Source organism: Caproiciproducens sp. NJN-50 (assembly GCF_004103755.1).
Classification (GTDB): domain Bacteria; phylum Bacillota; class Clostridia; order Oscillospirales; family Acutalibacteraceae; genus Caproicibacter.
In genome coordinates this window covers 2,735,657-2,755,767 of the sequence record NZ_CP035283.1, presented here as the reverse complement: position 1 = coordinate 2,755,767, position 20,111 = coordinate 2,735,657, and the positions used below count along the sequence as shown (strand labels likewise).

At 54.3% G+C, this 20,111-nt stretch carries 19 protein-coding genes; 10 read left to right on the top strand and 9 right to left on the bottom strand.

The window, feature by feature from the left end:
- The first annotated feature begins 12 nt into the window (after nt 1-12).
- From EQM14_RS13390 to EQM14_RS13365, 6 genes are read left to right on the top strand one after another with little or no spacing between them, the layout of a single operon-like run.
- The gene (locus EQM14_RS13390; protein ID WP_128743684.1) at nt 13-792 is read left to right on the top strand and encodes a sigma-70 family RNA polymerase sigma factor; all 780 of its coding nucleotides are present in this window, start codon (nt 13-15) and stop codon (nt 790-792) included.
- Nucleotides 793-810: 18 nt separating this feature from the next.
- Complete coding sequence (locus EQM14_RS13385) at nt 811-1,542, top strand: flagellar hook-basal body protein (RefSeq protein ID WP_128743683.1); 732 nt, start codon at nt 811-813, stop codon at nt 1,540-1,542.
- A gap of 18 nt (nt 1,543-1,560) precedes the next feature.
- Nucleotides 1,561-2,265 (top strand): flagellar hook-basal body protein, encoded by a 705-nt coding sequence (locus EQM14_RS13380; RefSeq protein ID WP_128743682.1) that lies wholly within the window; start codon nt 1,561-1,563, stop codon nt 2,263-2,265.
- 60 nt (nt 2,266-2,325) lie between these two features.
- Nucleotides 2,326-3,771 carry a DUF342 domain-containing protein gene (locus tag EQM14_RS13375; RefSeq protein ID WP_128743681.1) on the top strand — a complete coding sequence of 482 codons (1,446 nt, stop codon included), beginning with the start codon at nt 2,326-2,328 and terminating at the stop codon, nt 3,769-3,771.
- Between the two features lie 21 nt (nt 3,772-3,792).
- The gene (locus EQM14_RS13370; RefSeq protein ID WP_243112537.1) at nt 3,793-4,416 is read left to right on the top strand and encodes a chemotaxis protein CheC; all 624 of its coding nucleotides are present in this window, start codon (nt 3,793-3,795) and stop codon (nt 4,414-4,416) included.
- Nucleotides 4,413-4,898 (top strand): chemotaxis protein CheD, encoded by a 486-nt coding sequence (locus EQM14_RS13365; RefSeq protein ID WP_128743680.1) that lies wholly within the window; start codon nt 4,413-4,415, stop codon nt 4,896-4,898. Before EQM14_RS13370 ends, EQM14_RS13365 begins: the two co-directional genes overlap by 4 nt.
- Here the strand turns inward: EQM14_RS13365 and EQM14_RS13360 are convergent.
- The 9 genes from EQM14_RS13360 to EQM14_RS13320 all read right to left on the bottom strand — a co-directional run bounded on the left by EQM14_RS13360 (nt 4,895) and on the right by EQM14_RS13320 (nt 13,938).
- Nucleotides 4,895-5,347, bottom strand: a complete 453-nt coding sequence (locus EQM14_RS13360) for a hypothetical protein (RefSeq protein ID WP_128743679.1) — start codon at nt 5,345-5,347, stop codon at nt 4,895-4,897. The genes EQM14_RS13365 and EQM14_RS13360 overlap by 4 nt on opposite strands.
- Before the next feature lie 32 nt (nt 5,348-5,379).
- On the bottom strand, nt 5,380-5,793 hold the full coding sequence (gene fliS, locus EQM14_RS13355) for a flagellar export chaperone FliS (RefSeq protein WP_128743678.1): 414 nt from the start codon (nt 5,791-5,793) through the stop codon (nt 5,380-5,382).
- A gap of 39 nt (nt 5,794-5,832) precedes the next feature.
- On the bottom strand, nt 5,833-8,529 hold the full coding sequence (gene fliD, locus EQM14_RS13350) for a flagellar filament capping protein FliD (RefSeq protein ID WP_128743677.1): 2,697 nt from the start codon (nt 8,527-8,529) through the stop codon (nt 5,833-5,835).
- 206 nt (nt 8,530-8,735) lie between these two features.
- Entirely contained in the window at nt 8,736-10,193 is a 1,458-nt protein-coding gene (locus tag EQM14_RS13345; protein WP_128743676.1) for a methyl-accepting chemotaxis protein, read from the bottom strand.
- A gap of 7 nt (nt 10,194-10,200) precedes the next feature.
- A complete protein-coding gene (locus EQM14_RS13340) occupies nt 10,201-10,797 on the bottom strand; it encodes a chemotaxis protein CheW (RefSeq protein WP_243112536.1) in 597 nt (198 codons plus the stop codon).
- Nucleotides 10,798-10,867: 70 nt separating this feature from the next.
- Nucleotides 10,868-11,515, bottom strand: coding sequence for a PilZ domain-containing protein (locus EQM14_RS13335; protein ID WP_128743675.1), 648 nt, complete (start codon nt 11,513-11,515; stop codon nt 10,868-10,870).
- A 49-nt stretch (nt 11,516-11,564) separates the two neighbouring features.
- Nucleotides 11,565-12,101, bottom strand: a complete 537-nt coding sequence (locus EQM14_RS13330; protein WP_128743674.1) for a chemotaxis protein CheW — start codon at nt 12,099-12,101, stop codon at nt 11,565-11,567.
- A gap of 117 nt (nt 12,102-12,218) precedes the next feature.
- Nucleotides 12,219-12,533: an EscU/YscU/HrcU family type III secretion system export apparatus switch protein gene (locus tag EQM14_RS13325; protein WP_128743673.1), complete on the bottom strand. Its 315-nt coding sequence runs from the start codon at nt 12,531-12,533 to the stop codon at nt 12,219-12,221.
- Nucleotides 12,520-13,938: a hypothetical protein gene (locus EQM14_RS13320; RefSeq protein WP_128743672.1), complete on the bottom strand. Its 1,419-nt coding sequence runs from the start codon at nt 13,936-13,938 to the stop codon at nt 12,520-12,522. The genes EQM14_RS13325 and EQM14_RS13320 overlap by 14 nt, the downstream gene beginning before the upstream one ends.
- Before the next feature lie 162 nt (nt 13,939-14,100).
- Here EQM14_RS13320 and EQM14_RS13315 point away from each other — a divergent pair, with 162 nt between their 5' ends.
- The 4 genes from EQM14_RS13315 to EQM14_RS13300 all read left to right on the top strand — a co-directional run bounded on the left by EQM14_RS13315 (nt 14,101) and on the right by EQM14_RS13300 (nt 20,054).
- Complete coding sequence (locus tag EQM14_RS13315; RefSeq protein ID WP_128743671.1) at nt 14,101-16,143, top strand: chemotaxis protein CheA; 2,043 nt, start codon at nt 14,101-14,103, stop codon at nt 16,141-16,143.
- Nucleotides 16,144-16,165: 22 nt separating this feature from the next.
- Nucleotides 16,166-16,966 carry a CheR family methyltransferase gene (locus EQM14_RS13310; protein ID WP_128743670.1) on the top strand — a complete coding sequence of 267 codons (801 nt, stop codon included), beginning with the start codon at nt 16,166-16,168 and terminating at the stop codon, nt 16,964-16,966.
- A 113-nt stretch (nt 16,967-17,079) separates the two neighbouring features.
- Nucleotides 17,080-17,976 carry a CheB methylesterase domain-containing protein gene (locus tag EQM14_RS13305; protein WP_243112535.1) on the top strand — a complete coding sequence of 299 codons (897 nt, stop codon included), beginning with the start codon at nt 17,080-17,082 and terminating at the stop codon, nt 17,974-17,976.
- 23 nt (nt 17,977-17,999) lie between these two features.
- Entirely contained in the window at nt 18,000-20,054 is a 2,055-nt protein-coding gene (locus EQM14_RS13300; protein WP_128743668.1) for a methyl-accepting chemotaxis protein, read from the top strand.
- Nucleotides 20,055-20,111 lie beyond the last annotated feature (57 nt).

The following is a 20,111-nucleotide window of genomic DNA, read 5'->3' as shown; positions in this document are numbered from 1 at the left end:
GAGAGGGGCTGTATGACGAAAGATTACGGGATCAGGGAGCGGGAGCTGCCGGTCCGCGAGCTCTGGGCCCGGTACAACAGAACCGGGGACGTCGAAACGCGCAATGAGCTGATCTGTCAGTACAGTTACCTTGTGCGGTGTATCGCGATAAAAATTGTAGGGCACTATCAGTATTTTAATTATCTGGACGATATAATAAGCGAGGGCCTGATTGCGCTGATGGACGCCGTGTCTAAATTCGATCTTTTGAAAAATGTTAAATTTGAGACTTTTGCATCCATCAAGATCCGGGGCGCGATGATTGATTACATACGGCGCCAGGACTGTTTTCCGCGCAGGCTGAAAAAGATGGCAAAGGCGCTGAACGAGGCGGACGAAGTCCTGAACCAGCGGTTCGGCCGCAGCCCGACGGAACAGGAAACCGCGGACTACATGAAGATCAGCCTTTCGGAGTACGAAAAAATGCTGGCGGAAACCTGCTCGATGAACATGCTTTCCTTTGAGGAATTGGTTTATGAAAAGGGAGTGGAGAGCCTTGCGCTGCGCGGCGCTGATTCTTCCGACGGCCCGGAACAGACCGTCGCGGAAAAGGAACTGAGCAGCATGCTCCAGCGCGACATCGACCTGCTGGAGGAAAAGGAGAGAATCGTCATTTCCCTTTATTATAAGGAACAGCTGAAAATCAAGGAAATCTCCCACGTGATGGGGATCAGCGAATCACGCGTGTCGCAGATCCATTCCAGCGCGCTGAGAAAGCTGAAAAGAAGCCTGGAAAGTTATCTGAAACAGTGAAAGGAGGAAAGACTCGATATGGTCAGAGGGTTCTATATGCTGGGTTCCGGCATCCTGACACAGAGCAGGGTCCTGAATACAATCAGCAACAATGTGGCGAACACCGACACCAACGGATTTAAAAAGTCCCGGGTCATGCCGAAAACATTCGGCAGCATGGTCATTGAGAGGGTCGATGGGCAGAGAACGCCCGTCGGCACGGCTTCGCTGATGAACACCGCGGACGAAGCCGTGACCGATTTTTCCGGAGGGACCGTCTCGCAGACGGACAGAAAGCTGGATTTTGCCATCAATGGCGACGGCTTTTTTGCCGTCCAGGGAGACGGCGGGACCGTTTACACGAGAAACGGAAGCTTCAATCTGGATGAAGACGGCTATCTGGTCCTCAAGGGGCAGGGCAGAGTGCTGGGCACCGACGGCGGACCGATCCGTCCCGGAACGGACGACCTTTCGTCGGACGGGCAGGGCAATCTGACTGCGGAAGGCCGCTCCGCAGGCAGTCTGGCCGTCTACCGCTTTCCGGACAACGCCGCGCTGAGAACGGTGGGGGAGGGGATGTTCCAGGGTGCTTCCGCCGTTCCGGTCACAGATCCGAACATTTTATGGAAATCGCTGGAAGGCTCCAATGTGGACATGGCGGAGGAGATGACAAACGCCCTTTCCTCCCAGCGTGAGCTCCAGACCTGCTCGCAGGCGCTGAAGATGTATGATACCGTGCTGGATCAGGCGGTGGATATTTCAAAACTTTAAGGAGGGGAGGGGAACGTTATGATGACATCCTTTTACACGGCTGCCGCCGGCGCCATCGCGCAGCAGCAGAAGATGGATGTGACTTCCAATAACATCGCGAATGCGTCGACGCAGGGGTTTAAGCCGGACAAAGTTTCATTTGCAGACCTGGTTTACACGGGCGTGCACGGGCCGGAGACGGAAAACAGCCTGAAGGTCGGCCATGGGGACCGCGCCGACAAAACGGACACGGTTTTCGGTCAGGGAAGCGTTGAGCGGACCAACCGTCCGCTTGATTACGCGCTTCCCGCTGAGAATGCGTTTTTCGCAGTGAGATGTTCGGATGGCCTCGTCCGTTTCACGCGCAACGGTGGCTTCCAGCTCTCGAAAAACTCCGACGGCGGCTTTTTCCTCTCGGATTCGCATGGGGGGCTTGTGCTGGACCAGTCCGGGAACGCGATTTCGGTGAAGGACGAAAACGAGAAGCAGAGCGTAGGCGTTTATTCCTTTCGGAACTGCGGCGGGCTTAAAAAGTCGGGGGACAATTATCTGGAGGAGACCGCAGCTTCCGGTTTGGCGATAGATTCCAATGTTCAGGCGATTCAGGGAAGCATTGAGGATTCGGCGGTGAATCTGGCGGATGAGATGACGGCGCTGATCAATTCACAGAAGGCGTTTTCCTTTAATGCGAATATCCTTTCTATTTCGGACAATACCACGCAGACGGTCAACAGTCTGCGATGAATGTTTTTCATGCAGGAGGGGGAGTAAAAATTGAATGCACCGGACGATAAGGGGAATCGGATGGCGGAATCAGATCAGAAGGAAGAATTGAAAAAACCGGAAATACAGCTGAGCGTGTCGTCGGACCGGCTGGAAGCAACCATCAGGGTTAAAACGGCCTTTCATGGCCAGTCGGTTTCCTTTGAGGAAATCGTGGCGTTTTTAAAGGAAAACGGAATCGTTTACGGCGTGCTGGAAAGCGTCATCCGCGATTATTGTGAAAACAAAAAATATTTTCTCGACCTTGTCTGTGCCAGGGGTCTTTCTCCGGTGGACGAAAAGGACGGCAAACTGGAGTATCTGTTCCAGAGGGAGCAGAATTTCATGCCGGAGGAGCGCGAAGACGGCACGGTGGATTACCGCAATCTTGGAATCGTGCAGAATGTGAAAAAGGGCGATGTGCTGTGCAGGATCCTTCCCCCCGAACCCGGGGAAAACGGAATCGATGTCTATAACAATCCGGTGGAATACCGGCGCGGGAAAATTCCGAGCTTTCCCCAGGGAAAGAATACGGCAGTTTCGGAGGACGGGCTGACTCTGACCGCGGACTCGGACGGCTGTATCGAATATAAGAACGCGAACCTCAGCATCAGTGAAGTGTTTGTTGTGCGCGGTGATGTGGACAGCTCTTCCGGGAATATCGATTTTCTCGGGACCGTCATCGTTCAGGGAGATGTCCTGGAAGGCTTTTCCATCAAAGCCGGAATGGATATCAATGTCCGCGGCATGGTGGAAGGAGCCATGCTGGAGGCCGGCGGGAATATCGCCATATCCTGCGGAATGAACGGGATGAGCCGGGGAAAATTGATTGCCAAGGGAAGTGTTTCCGCCCAGTACATTGAGAACGCAACGGTTGAATGTGCCGGCGATCTGCGGGCCGACGTCATTTTTAACAGCATGGTCAAGGCGGGAAATTCAATTATGGCCCGCGGCAGGAAAGGCCTTCTGGCCGGGGGGCGCTATCAGGCGGGACGCTCCATTACCGCCAACACGATCGGCAGCGGGGGCGCCCGCACGGAGGTCCTCATTGTGTCCGGCGTGCTGGACGGCCTGCTTACAGGCAGAGAAGAGGAAAGCCTGGATTCCGTCAAAGCGGAGCTCTCGGAGGAGGAGAAGAATCTTCAGACCCTGTGTTCCCAGGCGGAGACGATCGCCCTGTTTCTCCAGAAAGATCCGCTTTCCCTGAAAGCCAAAAAATTACTGAAAAGCGCCAATTCTCAAAAAGAACTGGCGGAATCCAGAATCGATTACCTGAAGACGAAAATCAGCGCGATGGGGACGGCGGACCAGAGCGGCCTGGCAATTTTGGATTTCAAAGTCGCTGCGCTGCGCATCGCCTATGCGGGAACAAGGATGACGATCGGCAGTTTTACCGAGACCCTTTCTTCCGATTACAGCGCGACAAAATTCTATGCGGATCACGAACATATTGTCAGCTCGCCGATACAGCCTGTTGACCGCACATGATCCTGAAAGCGAGGCGTGCCTATGGCAATAGAAAATTTGAGCCAGCTAAATGAGATGCATATTGATGTCTTAAAGGAAATCGGCAACATTGGAGCGGGAAACGCGGCGACCTCCCTTTCGCAGATGCTGAACCGCGAAGTGGACATGGTGACGCCCGTTGTGCGCATTCTGGATATCAGCGAGGCGGACCGCGCGCTTGGCGGGCCGGAAACGCCGGTCGTGGCGATTCTGGTGGAGCTGAACGGAGATATTCACGGCCTTATGATGTTTGTCATCGAGCAGGAATTCACGCAGTCTTTGCTGGAGACCCTGCTTGGCGAAAGCGGGGCGGACTGCGCGTCCCTTTCCGACATGGAGTATTCCGCGCTTTCGGAAATCGGCAACATCATGATCGGCGCCTATGCGGCTTCGATCGCGTCTCTTTCCAACCTTGAAATTAAAATTTCCGTGCCGGCCGTCACGGCAGACATGGCCGGAGCCCTGCTCACGGTTCCCGCCGCGGAAATGGGTTCCGTGTCCGATAAAATCATTTTTATCGAGGATGACTTTCTCAGCGCAAGCAAGACGATTTCAGCGAATATGATGCTGATCCCGGACATTGCCTCACTGAATAAACTAATGAGCAGTCTGGGGATTCAGCTATGAGCGAATTGATCACGGTAGGCATTTCGGACGTGAAAATAACACAAAACCCCGGCGCGCTGGTCACCTACGCGCTGGGGTCATGTATTGGCATCTGTCTCTATGATGCGGCTTTAAAAATCGGAGGACTTGCCCATATTATGCTGCCCTGCCGGCCGGAGAATAACGCCGGGGACCAAATCAACCGCTACGCGGATTCCTGTCTGCCGGTGATGGTCGGGGACATGGAGGCAATGGGATGCCTGCGCGCCAGGATGCAGGCAAAGATCGCGGGCGGAGCCAAGATGTTTGAAGTCGCGGACGACAGCGCGTTCGGCAGCATTGGAGCGAGAAACATCGCCGCGGTGAAAAAGACGCTCGCGGATCTTGGAATCCGCATTCAGGCGGAGGATACGGGGCTGAACTATGGGCGCACCGTTTATTTTTACACGGACACGGGCATGGTGGTCGTGAAATCCTTCGCAAAAGGAGAAAAGAGACTTTAAGTTTTAAAATTTGAAAAAAGGGAATCTTTTTTCCCCTTGCCGCGGGAGTTGTTGACCAGCTTTTGAAGCCGGTCGCACTCCTTTTTCATTTGCCTCCTGCTCTCCGCGTCGGAAGCGGAGAGTTCCCTCAGCAGGGAGCGGCATTGCGCTTCCCGCTCCATGGCAGACGCTTCCCCGGCGCTGCACTGCGCCTTCGGCAATCGGGCGGAAAGAATCGAATCCGTTCGCTCGCGTTCCTCGTGAGGGAGCTTTGCCAGCAAAAGACCGATCCGGTCCGCGCATTTTTTCAGCCGGTCAATGTAAACCTGGCGCTGCCGGATCAAAGCGGAAGGATCTTCCGGTTTTTCACGGGAACACTGGGTTTCAATCTGACGGGACAGGTTCAGCAGGCGGGTTAAGAGAACCTGTTTTTGGTCCAGACAGGCCTGCAGTTCTTCCGAGATTGCCACGGTATTTACACCTCCTGTGAAAGGGGCCGCCCTTACAGGGCGGCCTGCTGTTTTCCACCTGCGCCGTTTTGCATTCGGGTTGCTTTTTCCGCCGTGGCCCAGGCGGTTCTCAGTTCCTGCACGGCTGAGATGACTTCGTTCAGGACGGCCGGATCCCCGGAGACATTGGCCTTGATGATCTGTCCGAGTATACGGGAATAAATCTGTTTCAGACTCGCGGAGATGCTGTATCGGTCGTCCAGAATGGCAAAGAGGTAATTGACGATGTCCTTTGCTTTTGCAGTGTATTTCTTCGCGCCTTCCATTTGTTCCTGGCCGAAAAGAATGGAAGCATATCTCAGGCTTTTCAGCAGTTCGTCATATAATTTGACCAGAAGCTCGCCCCGCGACATGGTGAGAATCGACTGCTCCTGATACTGCATGATCAAATTGTTGTTGTCCGCCATTTCAGTTTTCCCCTTCTGTTTTCTTAATCGCTGCCGGGATCAGGAGTCGCTGCTGAACATAGAGGTCAGGTAGTCGCTTTGCGAGGTCAGTATGCTGAGCGACTGCTCCATTGCGGTGAATTTTGTCCAATACCGGTCCTCTTCCGTCTGCAGTTGGTCTTTGAGGTCCGAGATGGTGCTTTTGTACTGTTTGATCTGCGTCGTCAGCTGGCTGGTATCGTTCGCGTCGGAACTTGTGCCGGCAAGCTGCAGAAGGACTCCGTCGCCGCCGAATGTGCCGACATATTTGTCCAGCACGTCTTTCACCCGTGACGAAACGCCGTCCTCGTCCGTGAAAAACTTTATTACGGTATCCGGGTCGCTTTGAAGCTTTTCCTTGAGGGTATCCGTATCCACGACCAGCTGGCCGCCGGAGGTGTAATCGTAGGCCTGCGTCGAAATTCCCAGCTGGTTCAGCGACAGTCCGGCGGAACTCACAACATTCGTCATGGCCTCGCGCAGGTCGTTCAGAATTCCGTTCAGCGCGGAATCATTCTGCAGCAGGCCCTTTTTGGCTTCCGTATTCCATTTGTCGATTTCGTCGTCCGTCATGTCTTCTTTTTGCGCGTCGGTAAGGGGCACATAATCCTCATCCGTATTCGGCATCTGCGAGGTAAGGGTATTTACTTTGTCGATGATTTTGTTGTAATCATTGATGAAATCGACGATTTTATCCGCGAGATCGTCCACGTTGCTCTCCGAGGAAAGCGTGACGGCTTCGTCGGTGGTGCCGGTAACGGTCAGGTTGATTCCATCCAGGGTCGTTGTGTTGGAAGAGCGGACAATATCCGTTGTAGTTCCATTGATGGTGACGTTCATTTTCAGATCCTTGCCGGCGGTCAGATGATCCGAATCATAAGTGCCGAACAGAGCGGAAGCGAGATTTCCGCTGACGTCGCTGAATTCGATTTCGCTCTGGGAACCGCTGTCGTCCGCCGTGATGCGGAAGGAATTAGTCGTCTGGGAATAAGCGACGGTCACGCCCATATCCTCGTCGTCGTTTATCTGGGAGATCACTTTGGAAAGCGTCGTGTCCCCGTCGAAGGAAAGCGTCTTGCCGTTGATGGAAATCGTGTACTGGCCGTCGTCACCGGCCGTCAGGGTCTGTTTCAATTCGCCGGCAAGCTCACTCAGCGTCTTGCTGGTCTCCACGCGATTGGTTTCCCCGTAGGAAATCCGCAGCGCTCCGTATTGGTTCAGAACATTGGAACTGTCGGAGGAAGTGACGGAAAGCACGGAAGTGCTGTCGTCTGTCGTGAACTGGATCCCGCCTTCGCCGGTCGCGGCAACCTGAATTTTCGGATCCCCGGTGGACGAATCCGTGCCGAATAAATTTGTCAGTTTGCCCTGCAGGTAATGGATCAGACCGCTGCTGGAGTCGCCGACGGTGGAGTATTCCGCTTCCTCGGTGGCGTCGAACGTGACGGTTTTTGAAACGCCGTCCAGGCTGAACGTCATGGTGCTGCCAGCCAGCGCATCGCCGAAATAGGATTGGAAGAGGGCGGACGCGTCCACCCCTGAGGTCTGGACGCTGGTGCCGGTGTCGGACGTATTGATCCCGAGCCCCTGCAGCAGGTTCTGCGACCCTCCGCTGACGGAAAGGTCGCTGCCGTCCAGGGAGGTGAAAGTGATTTTCCCGGTGCCGGTGTCGGCCGTCACGCTTATTTTGCTCTTGAGGTCGGAATTCGCGTCGATCTGTTTTTGGAGCTGGGTCGCGATGGCGGAGGCATATCCGCCGTCCGTAGCACCCAATATGGTTATATCGGTCCCCATCTTGACCGTGTATTCGTCGCTGCCGATGGTGAATTTCAGGTAGGACGAGGAGGATACGGTTTTATTGAAAAGGCTGCTTGTGGCGGGGTCCGTGTCGATCGCGGAGCCGGAAACCGATCCCGTTCCGCTTCCTTCCGTGAGGCCCAGAGCGCTCAGGAATGCCGGGCCGCTGGTCGTGTCGCTGCTTGTCTTATAGGCCGAGACGCCGACCGTATCGGCAGAATTCGCGGCTGAAAGCACGATGCTGTTGTCCTGATTCAGTGAAAAGCTGACTTTTCCGTTCAGCGAACTGTTTTGGCTGATCTGGCTGTTCAGTCCGTCCACAATCTTCTTTAATTCAACGTTGTAACCGTCCGCATCCGTCGCGGACATGTTCTCGGAATCCAGCTTGACCGAACTGCTCATGGTCAGGGTATAATCAGTGCCGTTATAATTGACAATGAGCGACTTGCCGCCGACGGCAGACTGCGTCCAGCTGTCGTAAATTTCACCGGAGGTGATCGCCTCGTCCGACACCTGCTGGGTGGAATTGTAGGAAGCCTTGGAGGCGATTTGCGAAATGCTGTTGATCACAAGGCTGTCCGCATTGCCGGCGTTGCCCGTCGCGCTGACCACGCTGGAAGAACTGCTGATGCCGGAGGTTTTAAAAAATGTCGAACTCAACAGGTTGGTATCGCTGGTATAGGAAAAATAGGTGTTTTCAAAATCCTGCATGGAGGAAGTTACATCGCGGTATAAATCCCTTTTCCACTCGGCGATTTGTTCCAACTGCTGCTGTTTGTCAATCCTGCTCTGCGTATTGGATACAAGAGCCTTGATAATGCTGTCCGTATCCAGCCCCGAGTACAGGTTTGTACCGGTCAGACGGTAGATTGATGAAGTCTGAAGATTTGCCGAAGAAGTAGCTGAACTGGATGAACTCATGGGGATTCCTCCTGTGACCGGTAGAATTTGTCAATAAAATCCGATCTGTAACATATATCGGCACGCCGGGTGAAATATTTATGAGAAAGTTCGGTCTTTTGGGATTTATACGCACAAAAGCGGGCCGTGACGTTTCCTGCCGGCGGATGAAAAAGAGGGACGCCCTCGGTTTTTGAGGACGTCCCTGACGATCTGTGCGTTAAATATCAGACGTATTTGTCATCGCCCGCGGCCTGGGCATGCACAGGCACGGCGGCCGGACGCTGCGGCTGCGCCTTGCGTTTTTCCCCGCTTTGTTTTTCCGAGGGTCTGCCGCTGGCTTCCAGCTGTTCTTTTACGGGGACTGCCGCCGGCTTTTTCTCAGGACCCTTCTTCTGTGCCCGCGCGTCGTCGTCACGCAGCTTGACGCCGGATACAGTGCGTTTCAGCTCTTTCGCCTGGGCGGCCAGCTCCTCGCTTGCGGCGGCGCTCTGCTCCGCTGTCGCGGAGTTCGTTTGCACGACGGCGGAAATTTGCTGAATGCCCTGTGTGATCTGGCCGATGGACGTCGCCTGCTGGTTGGAGGCGTTTGCGATCTCGTTGACCAGCTCGTTGGTGCGGTTCGCGGACTGAATGACTTCCTGAAGGGTCTTTTCCGTGACGTCGGCCACCTTTGTGCCGTTATTGACCGACTTTACGGCGTTCTCGATCAGGCTGGTTGTATCTTTCGCCGCTTCCGCGCTTTTGCTGGCAAGGTTCCGGACTTCATCCGCGACGACGGCAAAGCCCTTGCCGGCGGCGCCCGCCCGGGCCGCTTCCACAGCCGCGTTCAAAGCGAGAATATTCGTCTGAAAAGCGATGTCGTCAATCGTTTTGATAATATTGCCGATCTGCTTGGAAGTTTCGCTGATTTCTCCCATGGCTTTCAGCATTTCATCCATTTTGGCGCTGGCGTCTTTCAGCTTCTGCTCTTCTTCGCTGGAAGAGCGGTTTGCTTCCGCGGCGTTCGCGGCATTCTTTTTCACATGGCCGGAGACTTCGAGGATCGTCGCGGACAGCTGTTCGATCGAACTTGCCTGTTCCGTTGCACCCTGCGCCAGAGCCTGGGAGCCGCTTGCCACCTGTTCGGAGCCGCTGGAAGTCTGATCCGACGCGCTTTGGACCTTTGAGAAAATTGAATTCAGGGATTGAAAAATATTTTTCATCGAATTGTTAATCCGCGCCCAGTCTCCCTCCCACACAACGTGGGATTCCGCCGTCAGATCCCCTTCTGCCATCTTATCCAGAAGGGAAATGATCTCCCTGACGGCCGTGGTCAGCTTCTCGGAAAGCTCATTGACGGATTTGGCCAGCCGGCCCAGTTCGGCATTTGATTCGTAACTCACTTTAACGTCCAGCTTGCCTTCGGAAATCTCCTTGGAGACTCTGGAAATTTCATCGATCGCGCCGGCCATATGTCTGGAAAACCTCGCGACCATATAAATGCCGATCAGCCAGATCACGACGAAAGCGGCGACCATAATCGGGGTCATGGTCCTTACGGCGCTCAACAAAGCATCCGGATTTCCCTTGTTCGCCGAAATCATGATGAGACAGACTACATAAGGGATAACAAATAGCAGGGAAATAACGGTGATGTTCAGAATCAATTTTCCACGGATCTTCAAATTAAGATATGGATGCATACTCCGATTACTCTCCTTCGTTTTTTTTCACCGCAGCAGCCCGCAGATCTACAACCGGGGTTTCCGGATGCTTGTCCGCTGCTTCGGCGCTTTTGTTCTGAGCGGCGGTTTCATGTACTTCCGTCAGTTCGTTTTCCGAAAGAATCTTTGCGACGTCCAGAAGAAGAATGACCTTCTCTTCGATTTGTCCGATTCCCGTCAGATAACGGTTGGTGATATCCTTGGAAACCTTCGGCGGCGGAGAGATGCTGTCTTCATCAAGATCGGTGACCTCGTCGACCGCATCCACGATGAAGCCCATGTAGGAATCCTCGATGCTGGTCACGATAATGCAGGTGTTTTCATTGTATTCGGCTTCGGGCTTGCCGAAACGCACGCGGATATCGATGACCGGTATGATATTCCCGCGCAGGTTGATGACGCCCTTTGCGTAGTCCGGAAAATCCGGAAGCGGCGTGATTCCCTGCATGCTGATAATCTGCACGACATCCGAAATCGGAAGGCCGAACAGTTCGCCGTCCGTCCAGAAAGTGAGATATTTGGTCATCAGGGCGGCCTGTTCGCTGTCTTGGCCAATTCCCTCTTCCGCCAAGTTGTTTTGCATATGATTCACCTCGTAGAGTAAATTATGATTCTTCAGGGACGCTGGCCCGCGTGGTTCGGTTCCGGGTCGCTCACAGCTGCCGTTCCTTCATCGTGCGGATCTGTTCCCGCTGGCAATCGAAAAGATATTTGCATAAAAGATCGCCCTTGGGGCCGGAGTTGTTCAGGAACTCACATCCGTACCCATCCTCCTGCGCCCGCTCCAGCAGGAGCCTGCGCACAACTCTGCAGCTGAGGAAGACGGCCGAATCGTAAAGGCTCAGCCTGACGGACAGCCGGTCGCCGACCTCCAGTTTCCTGGAACTGAAAAAATAAAGACCGCTCAGGCTGAGATCTTTGATGCTGACCGCGATGGCCTCACTGCCCTTCCGAATTTCGCCTTCCTCGTTTTCAGGGAAGGCCTCTGTTTCAATATCAACCCTGACGCGGAAAAAATTTCTTTTTTCATAGTCTGCCAAACTTTGCACGTCCGAAATCCGGATAAATTCCGGCGACGAAAGGTATACTTTCCCGACCAGAACGCGGAATCCCAGCGCGGTGCTGAATACGCTGATTCTGACAGTGGTATTGCAGTGGACGATGGGAAGCGGTTCCGCCTTGTTTACGATTTGGATCCCGTCTTCCCCTATCCAGCCAAGATAGCCTGTCAGGATCGGCTTGTTGTCCATGGCCTTGACTTCACATGGCGACCGGAGGTAGTCCTCAGGAATTGGCAGCATTCGATGGTAAGCCCCCCAACTTTGTCTTGCATTGCTCTCTGAACCGGATTTATTCGGCTGCGGTTTTCAGCATCTGATCCGCAGAATGGCGCGCCGGCGCGGAATCGGCGCCGCGCTCCGAAAGGACGCGCGCGATATCCAGGACCATGGCGGATTCTTTTCCCAAAGACGCGATGGCGGCGACATACCGGTCACCGACGCTTTTCTTGTACTTCGGCGCGTCGAAAATCTGGCTTTTTGCAATATCCCTGACATCCTTGACCGAATCGACGATCAGGCCGGCCGTCATGTCGCCGTTCTCCACAATGACGATGCTGGTCAAGTTGTCGTATGGAATGGATTCCTTTGAAAATTTGAGCCTCATATCGATGAGAGGGACAATCTTTCCCCTCAGATTGATGACGCCCTTCACGTAGTCGGGAAGGTTCGGCATCAGGGTGATGGGCTGCAGCCGGATGATTTCAACAACCTGGGAAGTCGGCAGGGCATAGAGCTGCCGGTCGATGAAGAAGGTCAGATGCTTTTCCGAAGGGATGTTCTCCATGACGGAGAACGTGCCTTTTGCGCTCTTTTTTGTCTTTTTCATGTTTCCTCACCTTATTCGCTTTTTGTCAAATACGCTTTCAGTTTCCCATTATCTATTATCGTCCTATTGGACTGAAATGTTAGCGCAAAGACAAAAACTTATCAGAATTTTGTCGGCCTAGCTTTTTTCCTGTTCCATTTCAGGCTGCTCCGCCACGTTGCCGGCGGAATCGGCGTGAAAGCCGAGAAAATAGATATAGATATCGACGACGGCGCGGTACAGCTCCGAAGGAATCTGGACGCCCGCGTCCAGCCGGGACAGAAGCGTCGCGAGGGAATCGTCGCGGAATACCGGCACGCCGTTCTTTTCCGCAAGGCTTACGATCTGCCTGGCGGTATCGCCCATTCCGGACGCGACCACGATGGGAGCGCCGTCCGAGTTTTCGTCATATTTCAGAGCGGCCGCTTTCTGAAGCTTTTCAAATGGTGACATCGACCGTCCGCTTCCTTTCCATTATCTTCCGGACAATCAGATCCGGGACTTCGGGCTTTTCACAGCAGGACAGACGGATGTCCCCGGATGCAAGGCCGTTTTTTACAAGGATTTGCCCCAGAGAAGACGCGATGGGTCCTCTCTTTGCAAGCAGTTTTTCCGGGCAGGAGAGGGCCAGGTCGACCTTCTTGCCTGTCAGCTCAACCCTCGCCTCGAAATATCCCAGATCCTGAATGGTGAATGTCAGGTACAGGCGGATCGGTTCCGCAGTCCTGCCGGCGGGAGCGCGTTCCTCTTCCCGGCTGCCTTTTTTTTCGATCCAGATCTGGGCGAACAGAAATCTGCCCTGGACGACCGCCGGCAGAAGAATGTGAGTGAACGGCATATAGACGCTGTTGTCCAGAAGCAGGGACCGGCTGATATCCGCATAGACCGCTTTGTCGGTTTCCGGCGCGTCCGACCCTCCGCCTTGGGAAAGCAGGGAAACCAGGGACCGAAAAAAATGATTTTCGGTCTTTCCGCGCTCCGGGCTGACCGCCTCTTCGTAGAAGGAGCGCATCAGCCGGAGCATCGGTTCCCCGACGCGGCGGTCACAATAAGAAACCAGCCGCCGGTACTGAGCCTCCAGATTTTCACGGGAGCTTATATTCAGAATCGAGGCGTTCTGCAGGAGAAGGGAGATCGTTTCCCGCATTTCGCCGTAATCGCTGCTCTTTGAAACATATGCGGACAGAAACGGAAGTATTTCTTTTTTCAAAAGATTCAGGTTGCTGCCCAGCAGTCTTTCCGGATCCGCCGTGTTGAGCTTTTCAGCGAGAAGCGCGAGCTGCTTCGCGTCGCCGGCCGGAATCTGCCGGCCGATCCTGTCAAGGTTTGAAGCGATCGCCGCGGTCGTATCCTTCACGGAGAAAAAACCGTCGAAAGCTTTCAGAAACGAGGCGACCCTCAGGTCCAGCTGCGGGTCCCCGGCCTGTTCCGAAATGCGGCCCAGCAGTTGAAAAAGCGGCCCGGAGAACAGGCTGCTGCCCTTCTGCTGGGAGATCAGGCTTTTCACCAGGTCCTCCTGTTCTGCCGTCAGACCGGACGCCAGCTCCCTCAAAACGGAGCTTTCCGGCAGAGAGGACGGGGAGGCCTCCATTTTGCGCACGGCGGTGAAGAGCAGCTTGCCGAGTGTTTCTGAAAGCGCCGGCGTCTGCCTGAGCTGCTGAATGAATTTTCCGAATACGGAGTTTTTGCCAAGCAACAGGTTCAGGGACGCCGAATCGGTATTTTGATCCTGCGCGTTGGGCCGATTCACTCTGGCCGGTTCCATGGGCTCGACCGGAGACGACTGAGCGGACGGATTCGGCTTCAGAATTCCGTCGCTGTTTGGGACCGGAGCGGTGATACGCAGGTTTTCCGGCATAAAAGCACCTCTTTCATAAAATCAGGAGAAATTCTGTTAATTTTATTAGAAAATGGTCGATATAATAAAAAGCAATAAATGTAATAAATAAGGAATCGGTGAAACCTATCATCCGGATTCCGGAAACCCAGTTTTCATTAATAGGATGGGAGAGAGACATATATGGAAAGCGGAAACGAATCCATGTTGGACGTCTATTTGTTTGAAACGACTGATCTGCTGGAGCATCTGGACGATATTCTGATAGAAAGTGAAAAGAACAAAAATCTGGATCAGGACAGCATCAACGAAATTTTTCGGATCATGCACACCATTAAAGGTTCATCCGCCATGATGCAGTTCAACAGCCTGGCGGTCATCTCCCACAAGATGGAAGACCTTTTTGCTTTCGTCAGGGAAAAGGGAATCGGTGAAAAAGACCTGGAAGGCCTGTTCGACCTGATGTTCCGATCGGGGGATTTTCTCAGGGCGGAAGTGAAGAAAGTCCAGGAGGGACAGCCGCTCACAAACAATATCGGCACGTTGGAGCAGGAAATTAACGGTTTCCTCAAAAAGATTTCCGCCGATGCGGCGGTTCCCGCAGCCGAGGCGGACCAGGGCGCGGCGCAGGAAGCCGCCCGGAAGGACGCCGCGGCCGTTTCCGGCCTGGAAGCCGGGCTGTTGGAAGAGGAGTCCGAAAAAGGATTTCCGTTTGCCATCCGAATCTTTTTCGACGAGGATGCGCAGATGGAAAATCTGCGAGCGTTTATGCTGGTCAACAGCCTGCAGGACTCCTGCGACGAATTCGATTACCAGCCCCGTGAGATCGAAACGGACAAGACCACCGCTTCCCAAATCCAGAAAGACGGCTTCTACCTGTTTTTCCGTGAGCCAAAGGCGCGCGACCAGGCGATTCCGGCCGTTGAGGCATTTACTTATACGAAAACCTATTCCATCCTGGGCGAAGCGCTGAAAAAGCGGCAGTCCGCAGGGCAGTCCGCCGCCGGCCCCCAGCCGCAAAAAGCGGCCCAGCAGACCCATTCGCCGGTCAAGCAAAGCCTCATCAACGTCAATCTCTCCAAGCTGGACAGCCTGATGGACCTGATGGGGGAAATCGTGATTATGGAATCGATGGTTACCTCAACACCGGCGCTTCAGCAGGCAGGGCTGGACAACAACTTTACAAAATCATCGCGGCAGCTGCGCAAGCTGACCGATGAACTGCAGGAAATTGTCATGTCCATCCGGATGGTTCCCGTTTCCACCGTTTTCCAGAAGATGAATCGGATTGTTCGCGACATGAGCAAAAAGCTTGACAAGGAGGTCCAGCTCGTCCTGATCGGCGAAGAAACCGAGGTCGACAAGACCATTGTGGACAGCATTGCGGATCCTATTATGCACCTGGTCCGCAACGGGATGGACCACGGAATCGAATCAAAAAAGGAAAGGGCGAAAACCTCGAAGCCCAAAATGGGGACCATCACGCTTTCTGCGCAAAACACAGGAGGCGAGATCCTGATCACGGTTTCCGACGACGGCGCGGGCATCGACCGTAAGGCGGTGCTCGACAAAGCCAATAAAAAGGGATTGCTGACCAAACCGGCCGACGATTACACGGACCATGAGGTGAACCAGTTTATCCTGATGCCGGGATTTTCCACCAACGACGTGGTGACGGAGTTTTCCGGGCGCGGCGTCGGCATGGATGTCGTCAAGGAGAACGTGGAGAAAATCGGCGGGGAAGTTACGGTGGAAAGCAAGCAGGGAGAGGGGACCAGGGTCATTTTCAAAATACCGCTTACCCTTGCGATTGTCAACGGCATGAAAATCTCCGTCGGGGACACGATGTTCACGATTCCGATCAAGAATATTCTTCAGTCCTTCAAAGCGAGGGACGAGAACATTATGTACGATACCGACATGCATGAGATCATCATGGTGCGCGAACGCTATTATCCGGTCGTCCGCCTTCACAAGGCCTATCACCTCGATACGGAGGTAGAGGATATCGGCGGCGGAATCATGATCCTGGTGGGCACCCACGACAACTCCTTCTGCATTTTCGCGGACGCGCTGCTCGGCGAGCAGCAGGTGGTCGTCAAGCCTCTCCCTGCTTACCTGAATCAGTTCAAAATCAAGAAAAACGGGATCGACGGCTGTGCGATCCTCGGGGACGGCAGCATCAGCCTGATCTTAAATGTGCAGAACCTGTACAATGCCAGCTGAAACGGAAAATATGGGAGGCCGAATGATCCATTTAACCGACGGGGAATTTCAGGAGCTTGTGAGCTTTATCCGCACAAACTTCGGCATTAACCTCGGGAAAAAGCGCCTCCTGATTGAGGCGCGCCTTTTTTCTGTACTTGCCGAAAAAAACATCTCCAGCTTTACGGAGTATTTCAGTCTCATCCGCAGCAGTCCGGACGAATTGAATACCATGATGAACCGCCTGACGACCAACCACACTTACTTTATGCGGGAACCGCGGCATTTTGAATTTTTGAAAGATGTCATTCTTCCTGAACTGACGGACAACCGGCCGGACAGATGCCTGCGGGTCTGGAGCGCGGGGTGTTCCACAGGGGAGGAGGCCTACACGGCGGTCATGGTGATGCGGGAGTGGTTCGGACCGTGTTCCGGCTGGGACTACCGGATTCTGGCCACCGATATCTCCACAAGGGTGCTGGAGGCGGCACGGCAGGGGGTTTATTCCGCGGAGTCCCTCCGGAACCTTCCGGACGGGTGGCGGACAAGGTACTTTCGCGTCCGGGAGGGGCAGGCCTATGTTCTGAGCGAAGAGATTAAGAAAGAGGTTATTTTCCGTAGCCTGAACCTGATGGATCCGTTTCCGTTTCATCAGCCGTTTGATTTGATCTTCTGCAGGAACGTCATGATCTATTTTGATCAGGAAACCAAAAACAATCTGATTCGGAAATTCTATGAAAGCTTGAAACCCGGCGGATATTTGCTGATCGGCCACTCGGAAACCGTTCAGCGGGATGTGATTCCGCTGCGATATATCGAACCTTCTATTTATCAGAAAGGATAAGCGCTATGCCCTTTCGACCAATAAAAGCCCTGATAGCAGACGACTCTCCACACATTCTCTCCGCAATGAAGGAAGGCATGTCCGGGGACTCCGCGTTTGGCGAGATCAGGACTGTGAGCAGTATTTCACAGGCAGTTTCCGTGCTGAACACGTTTGAGCCGGATGTGGTCATTGCGGGGGCGAGGCTGTTCGGCGGGAGCGCGGCCTCTCTGATCGAAGCGGCCGGCATCCCTTTGGTTGCCCTGGTCAGGCCGGACGAGGATGCCGTGAGCGTCCGCGGAATGGAAGCCGACGATCTGGTTCAGCTCCCCGGGGATCAGGACAGGAAAAGCTGGCGGGCCTTTTGCAGCGAGGCCTGCGTGAAAGCTAAGATCGCCGTTGCTTCCGCCATACCCGCGGGCGCGCACGCGCCCAAGGCGAAGGCGCCGCCCCCGCCGGCAAAACCGGAGCGCGTGATTTTGATCGGCGCCTCCACCGGAGGGACGGACGCGACGGCGGAGATTCTGAAACGCCTGCCCGACGGCCTGCCCGGAATTGTCATTGTCCAGCATATGCCGTCCGGCTTTACCAAAATGTACGCCCAGCGCCTGAACGGAATTTCCGGAATCCGGGTTTCGGAGGCGCGGGACGGCGACCGTGTCGGCCGGGGAAGCGCCCTGATTGCGCCGGGCGGGCTGCATCTTATGCTGAAAAAAGACAGGGCGGGATATTATGTCAAATGCGTTCGCGGGGAACGCGTGAACGGGCACTGCCCGTCGGTCGGAGTTTTGTTTGACTCCGCGGCCGAGACGGCCGGGCCGGAAGCAGTCGGCGTGCTTCTTACAGGAATGGGGAGGGACGGCGCCGAAGGCCTTCTGCGCATGAGAGAAGCGGGCGCTTACACCATCGGTCAGGATGAGGCTACCTGCGTCGTTTACGGGATGCCGATGGCAGCCTTTGAGATCGGGGCCGTGGTGAAGCAGGCGCCCTTGCAGCAAATTGCGGATCTGATTGTCCTTCATACAAAATAAATCATTACCGGGAGTTGCTGAAATTGAAAAAAATTCATTTCAAGTCGTTTTTTCAAACACATTTTAAAAGAAAAAAGCTGATCCGTGCAAAATCCGGCCCGACTGCGAAAAAAAGAGCCGTTCGCCAAAAGGGACTGAAGAGAAAGCTTCTTCTTCGCTTTATGATGATCACAGTTTCCATTTGCATCGTTTTCGGCGGGATGTCAGTGCTTTTGATTTATCAGAATTCCATGAGCTTTATGGAGGATGAGGTGGCTCAATCCGCGAATGCCTACAGCCAGGTTGTGGACAATTCACTGGATAAATTCCGCACTGCGGTTTCGGATATTTCAGAGGACAGCAAGCTTTTTGACAAGTCGCTGTCGAACGACGACCTGGCCAAAGAACTGGATTATCAGAGCATGGTTCACGGCTTCTTCAAAGTCGATCTGGCCGAAAGTACGGGCAAAACGGTCAGAGGCAAGGACATCAGCGGCGAAGACTATTTTAAAAAAGCGCTGGATGGCCGCTTTGCCACCTCCAGCACCTATTTTTCCCAGGAGGACAGCGGGATGCTGGTCACAATGGCGACTCCCATCAACGATGAAGAAGGCGGTTTGCCCCGCGTCCTCACGTGCTCCATCTCGATCGGCACGCTGAACAGCCTCCTGAACAGCGTTTCAATCGGCCAATCGGGCTATGGCTTTATTGTGGACAATGCCGGGAAAATTATCGCGGATAAAAAAATAAACAATGTCCTTGACTCTGTCAATTACATAGAGCTTGCGAAAAAAGATCCCTCCTATTCCGGTATCGCGGAGGTCGTCAAGAAGATGGCGGAGGCAAAAACGGGAGGGGATCTGACGACGCTTGAAGGGCAGCAGGTCTACGTTTCCTACCTTCCGATTTCGAACACGGACTGGTCGATCGGCGTGGTGGCCGTCAGATCCGAGATGCTGTCCGGAATGTATACGGCGATCTGCATCATGCTTGGACTCATCGCCGCGTTCATCCTTTTGTCGATCCTGGTTTCCAACAGAGTTGCCGTTCCGATCGTAAAGCCGGTTTTGTCCCTTGCGGGCCGCATTGAAACCCTTGCGGACGGAGACCTGCATTCAGAGGTTCCCGCCGTCCGCACAAAGGACGAAATCGAATCGCTCTCGAAGACTTTCGGGTCCACCGTGGAATCCCTGAACGGGTATATCGAGGAAATTTCCGCCGTCCTGGGAGGCATGGCGGACGGTGATTTCACCGTGACTCCGCAGCGGGATTACCAGGGCGACTTCACCGCCATCAAAGACGCGCTGAACGCGATCATCCAGTCTATGAATTCTACGTTCGGTGAGATCAGCCAAATGGCCGATCAGGTTGCGGGGGGATCGCAGCAGGTGGCGGAGGGCGCTCACGCGCTGGCTCAGGGAGCCACGGAGCAGGCGGGAACCATCGAACAGCTTTCGGCTTCTTTGAAAGAAGTCAATCAGAAGGTGGACGAGAGCGCCCAATCCGCTAAAAAGGCGGATTCGATCGCTCTGGACGCAAGGAACCAGGTCACGCACGGAAGCGAACAGATGGAAAAAATGATTGCCGCAATGGCCCGGATCGAAGAATCCTCCGGAAAGATCGAAAAGATCAACAAGACGATTGAGGACATCGCATTCCAGACCAATATCCTCGCGCTGAACGCGGCGGTGGAAGCCGCGAGGGCGGGAGAGGCCGGCAAGGGATTTTCGGTTGTTGCGGACGAAGTGCGCAACCTGGCCGGAAAGAGCTCGGAAGCGGCAAAGAACACCTCCGTGCTGATTCAGGATTCGATCGGCGCCGTGACGGAAGGGCGCAGAATAGCGGATGAGACAGCCACGTCCCTGAAGGAAATTGTGGACAGCGTCGAGTCGATGACCACTCTGTTTGGAGCCATCTCGAAATCCGCGGCCGAGGAGGCAAGGGCGATCGGGCAGATCAATCAGGGCTCCGAGCAAATTTCTGCCGTAGTGCAGTCCAATTCCGCAACGGCGGAGCAGAGCTCCGCGACCAGCCAGGAACTGAACCGCCTTGCCCAGGTGCTCAAGAACACGCTGAGCCAGCTGAAGCTGCAGGATTAACGGATTTTCGTCCGGTCTAAAAAAAGGGAGGCTCCCCGCACGGGAGCCTCCCTTTAT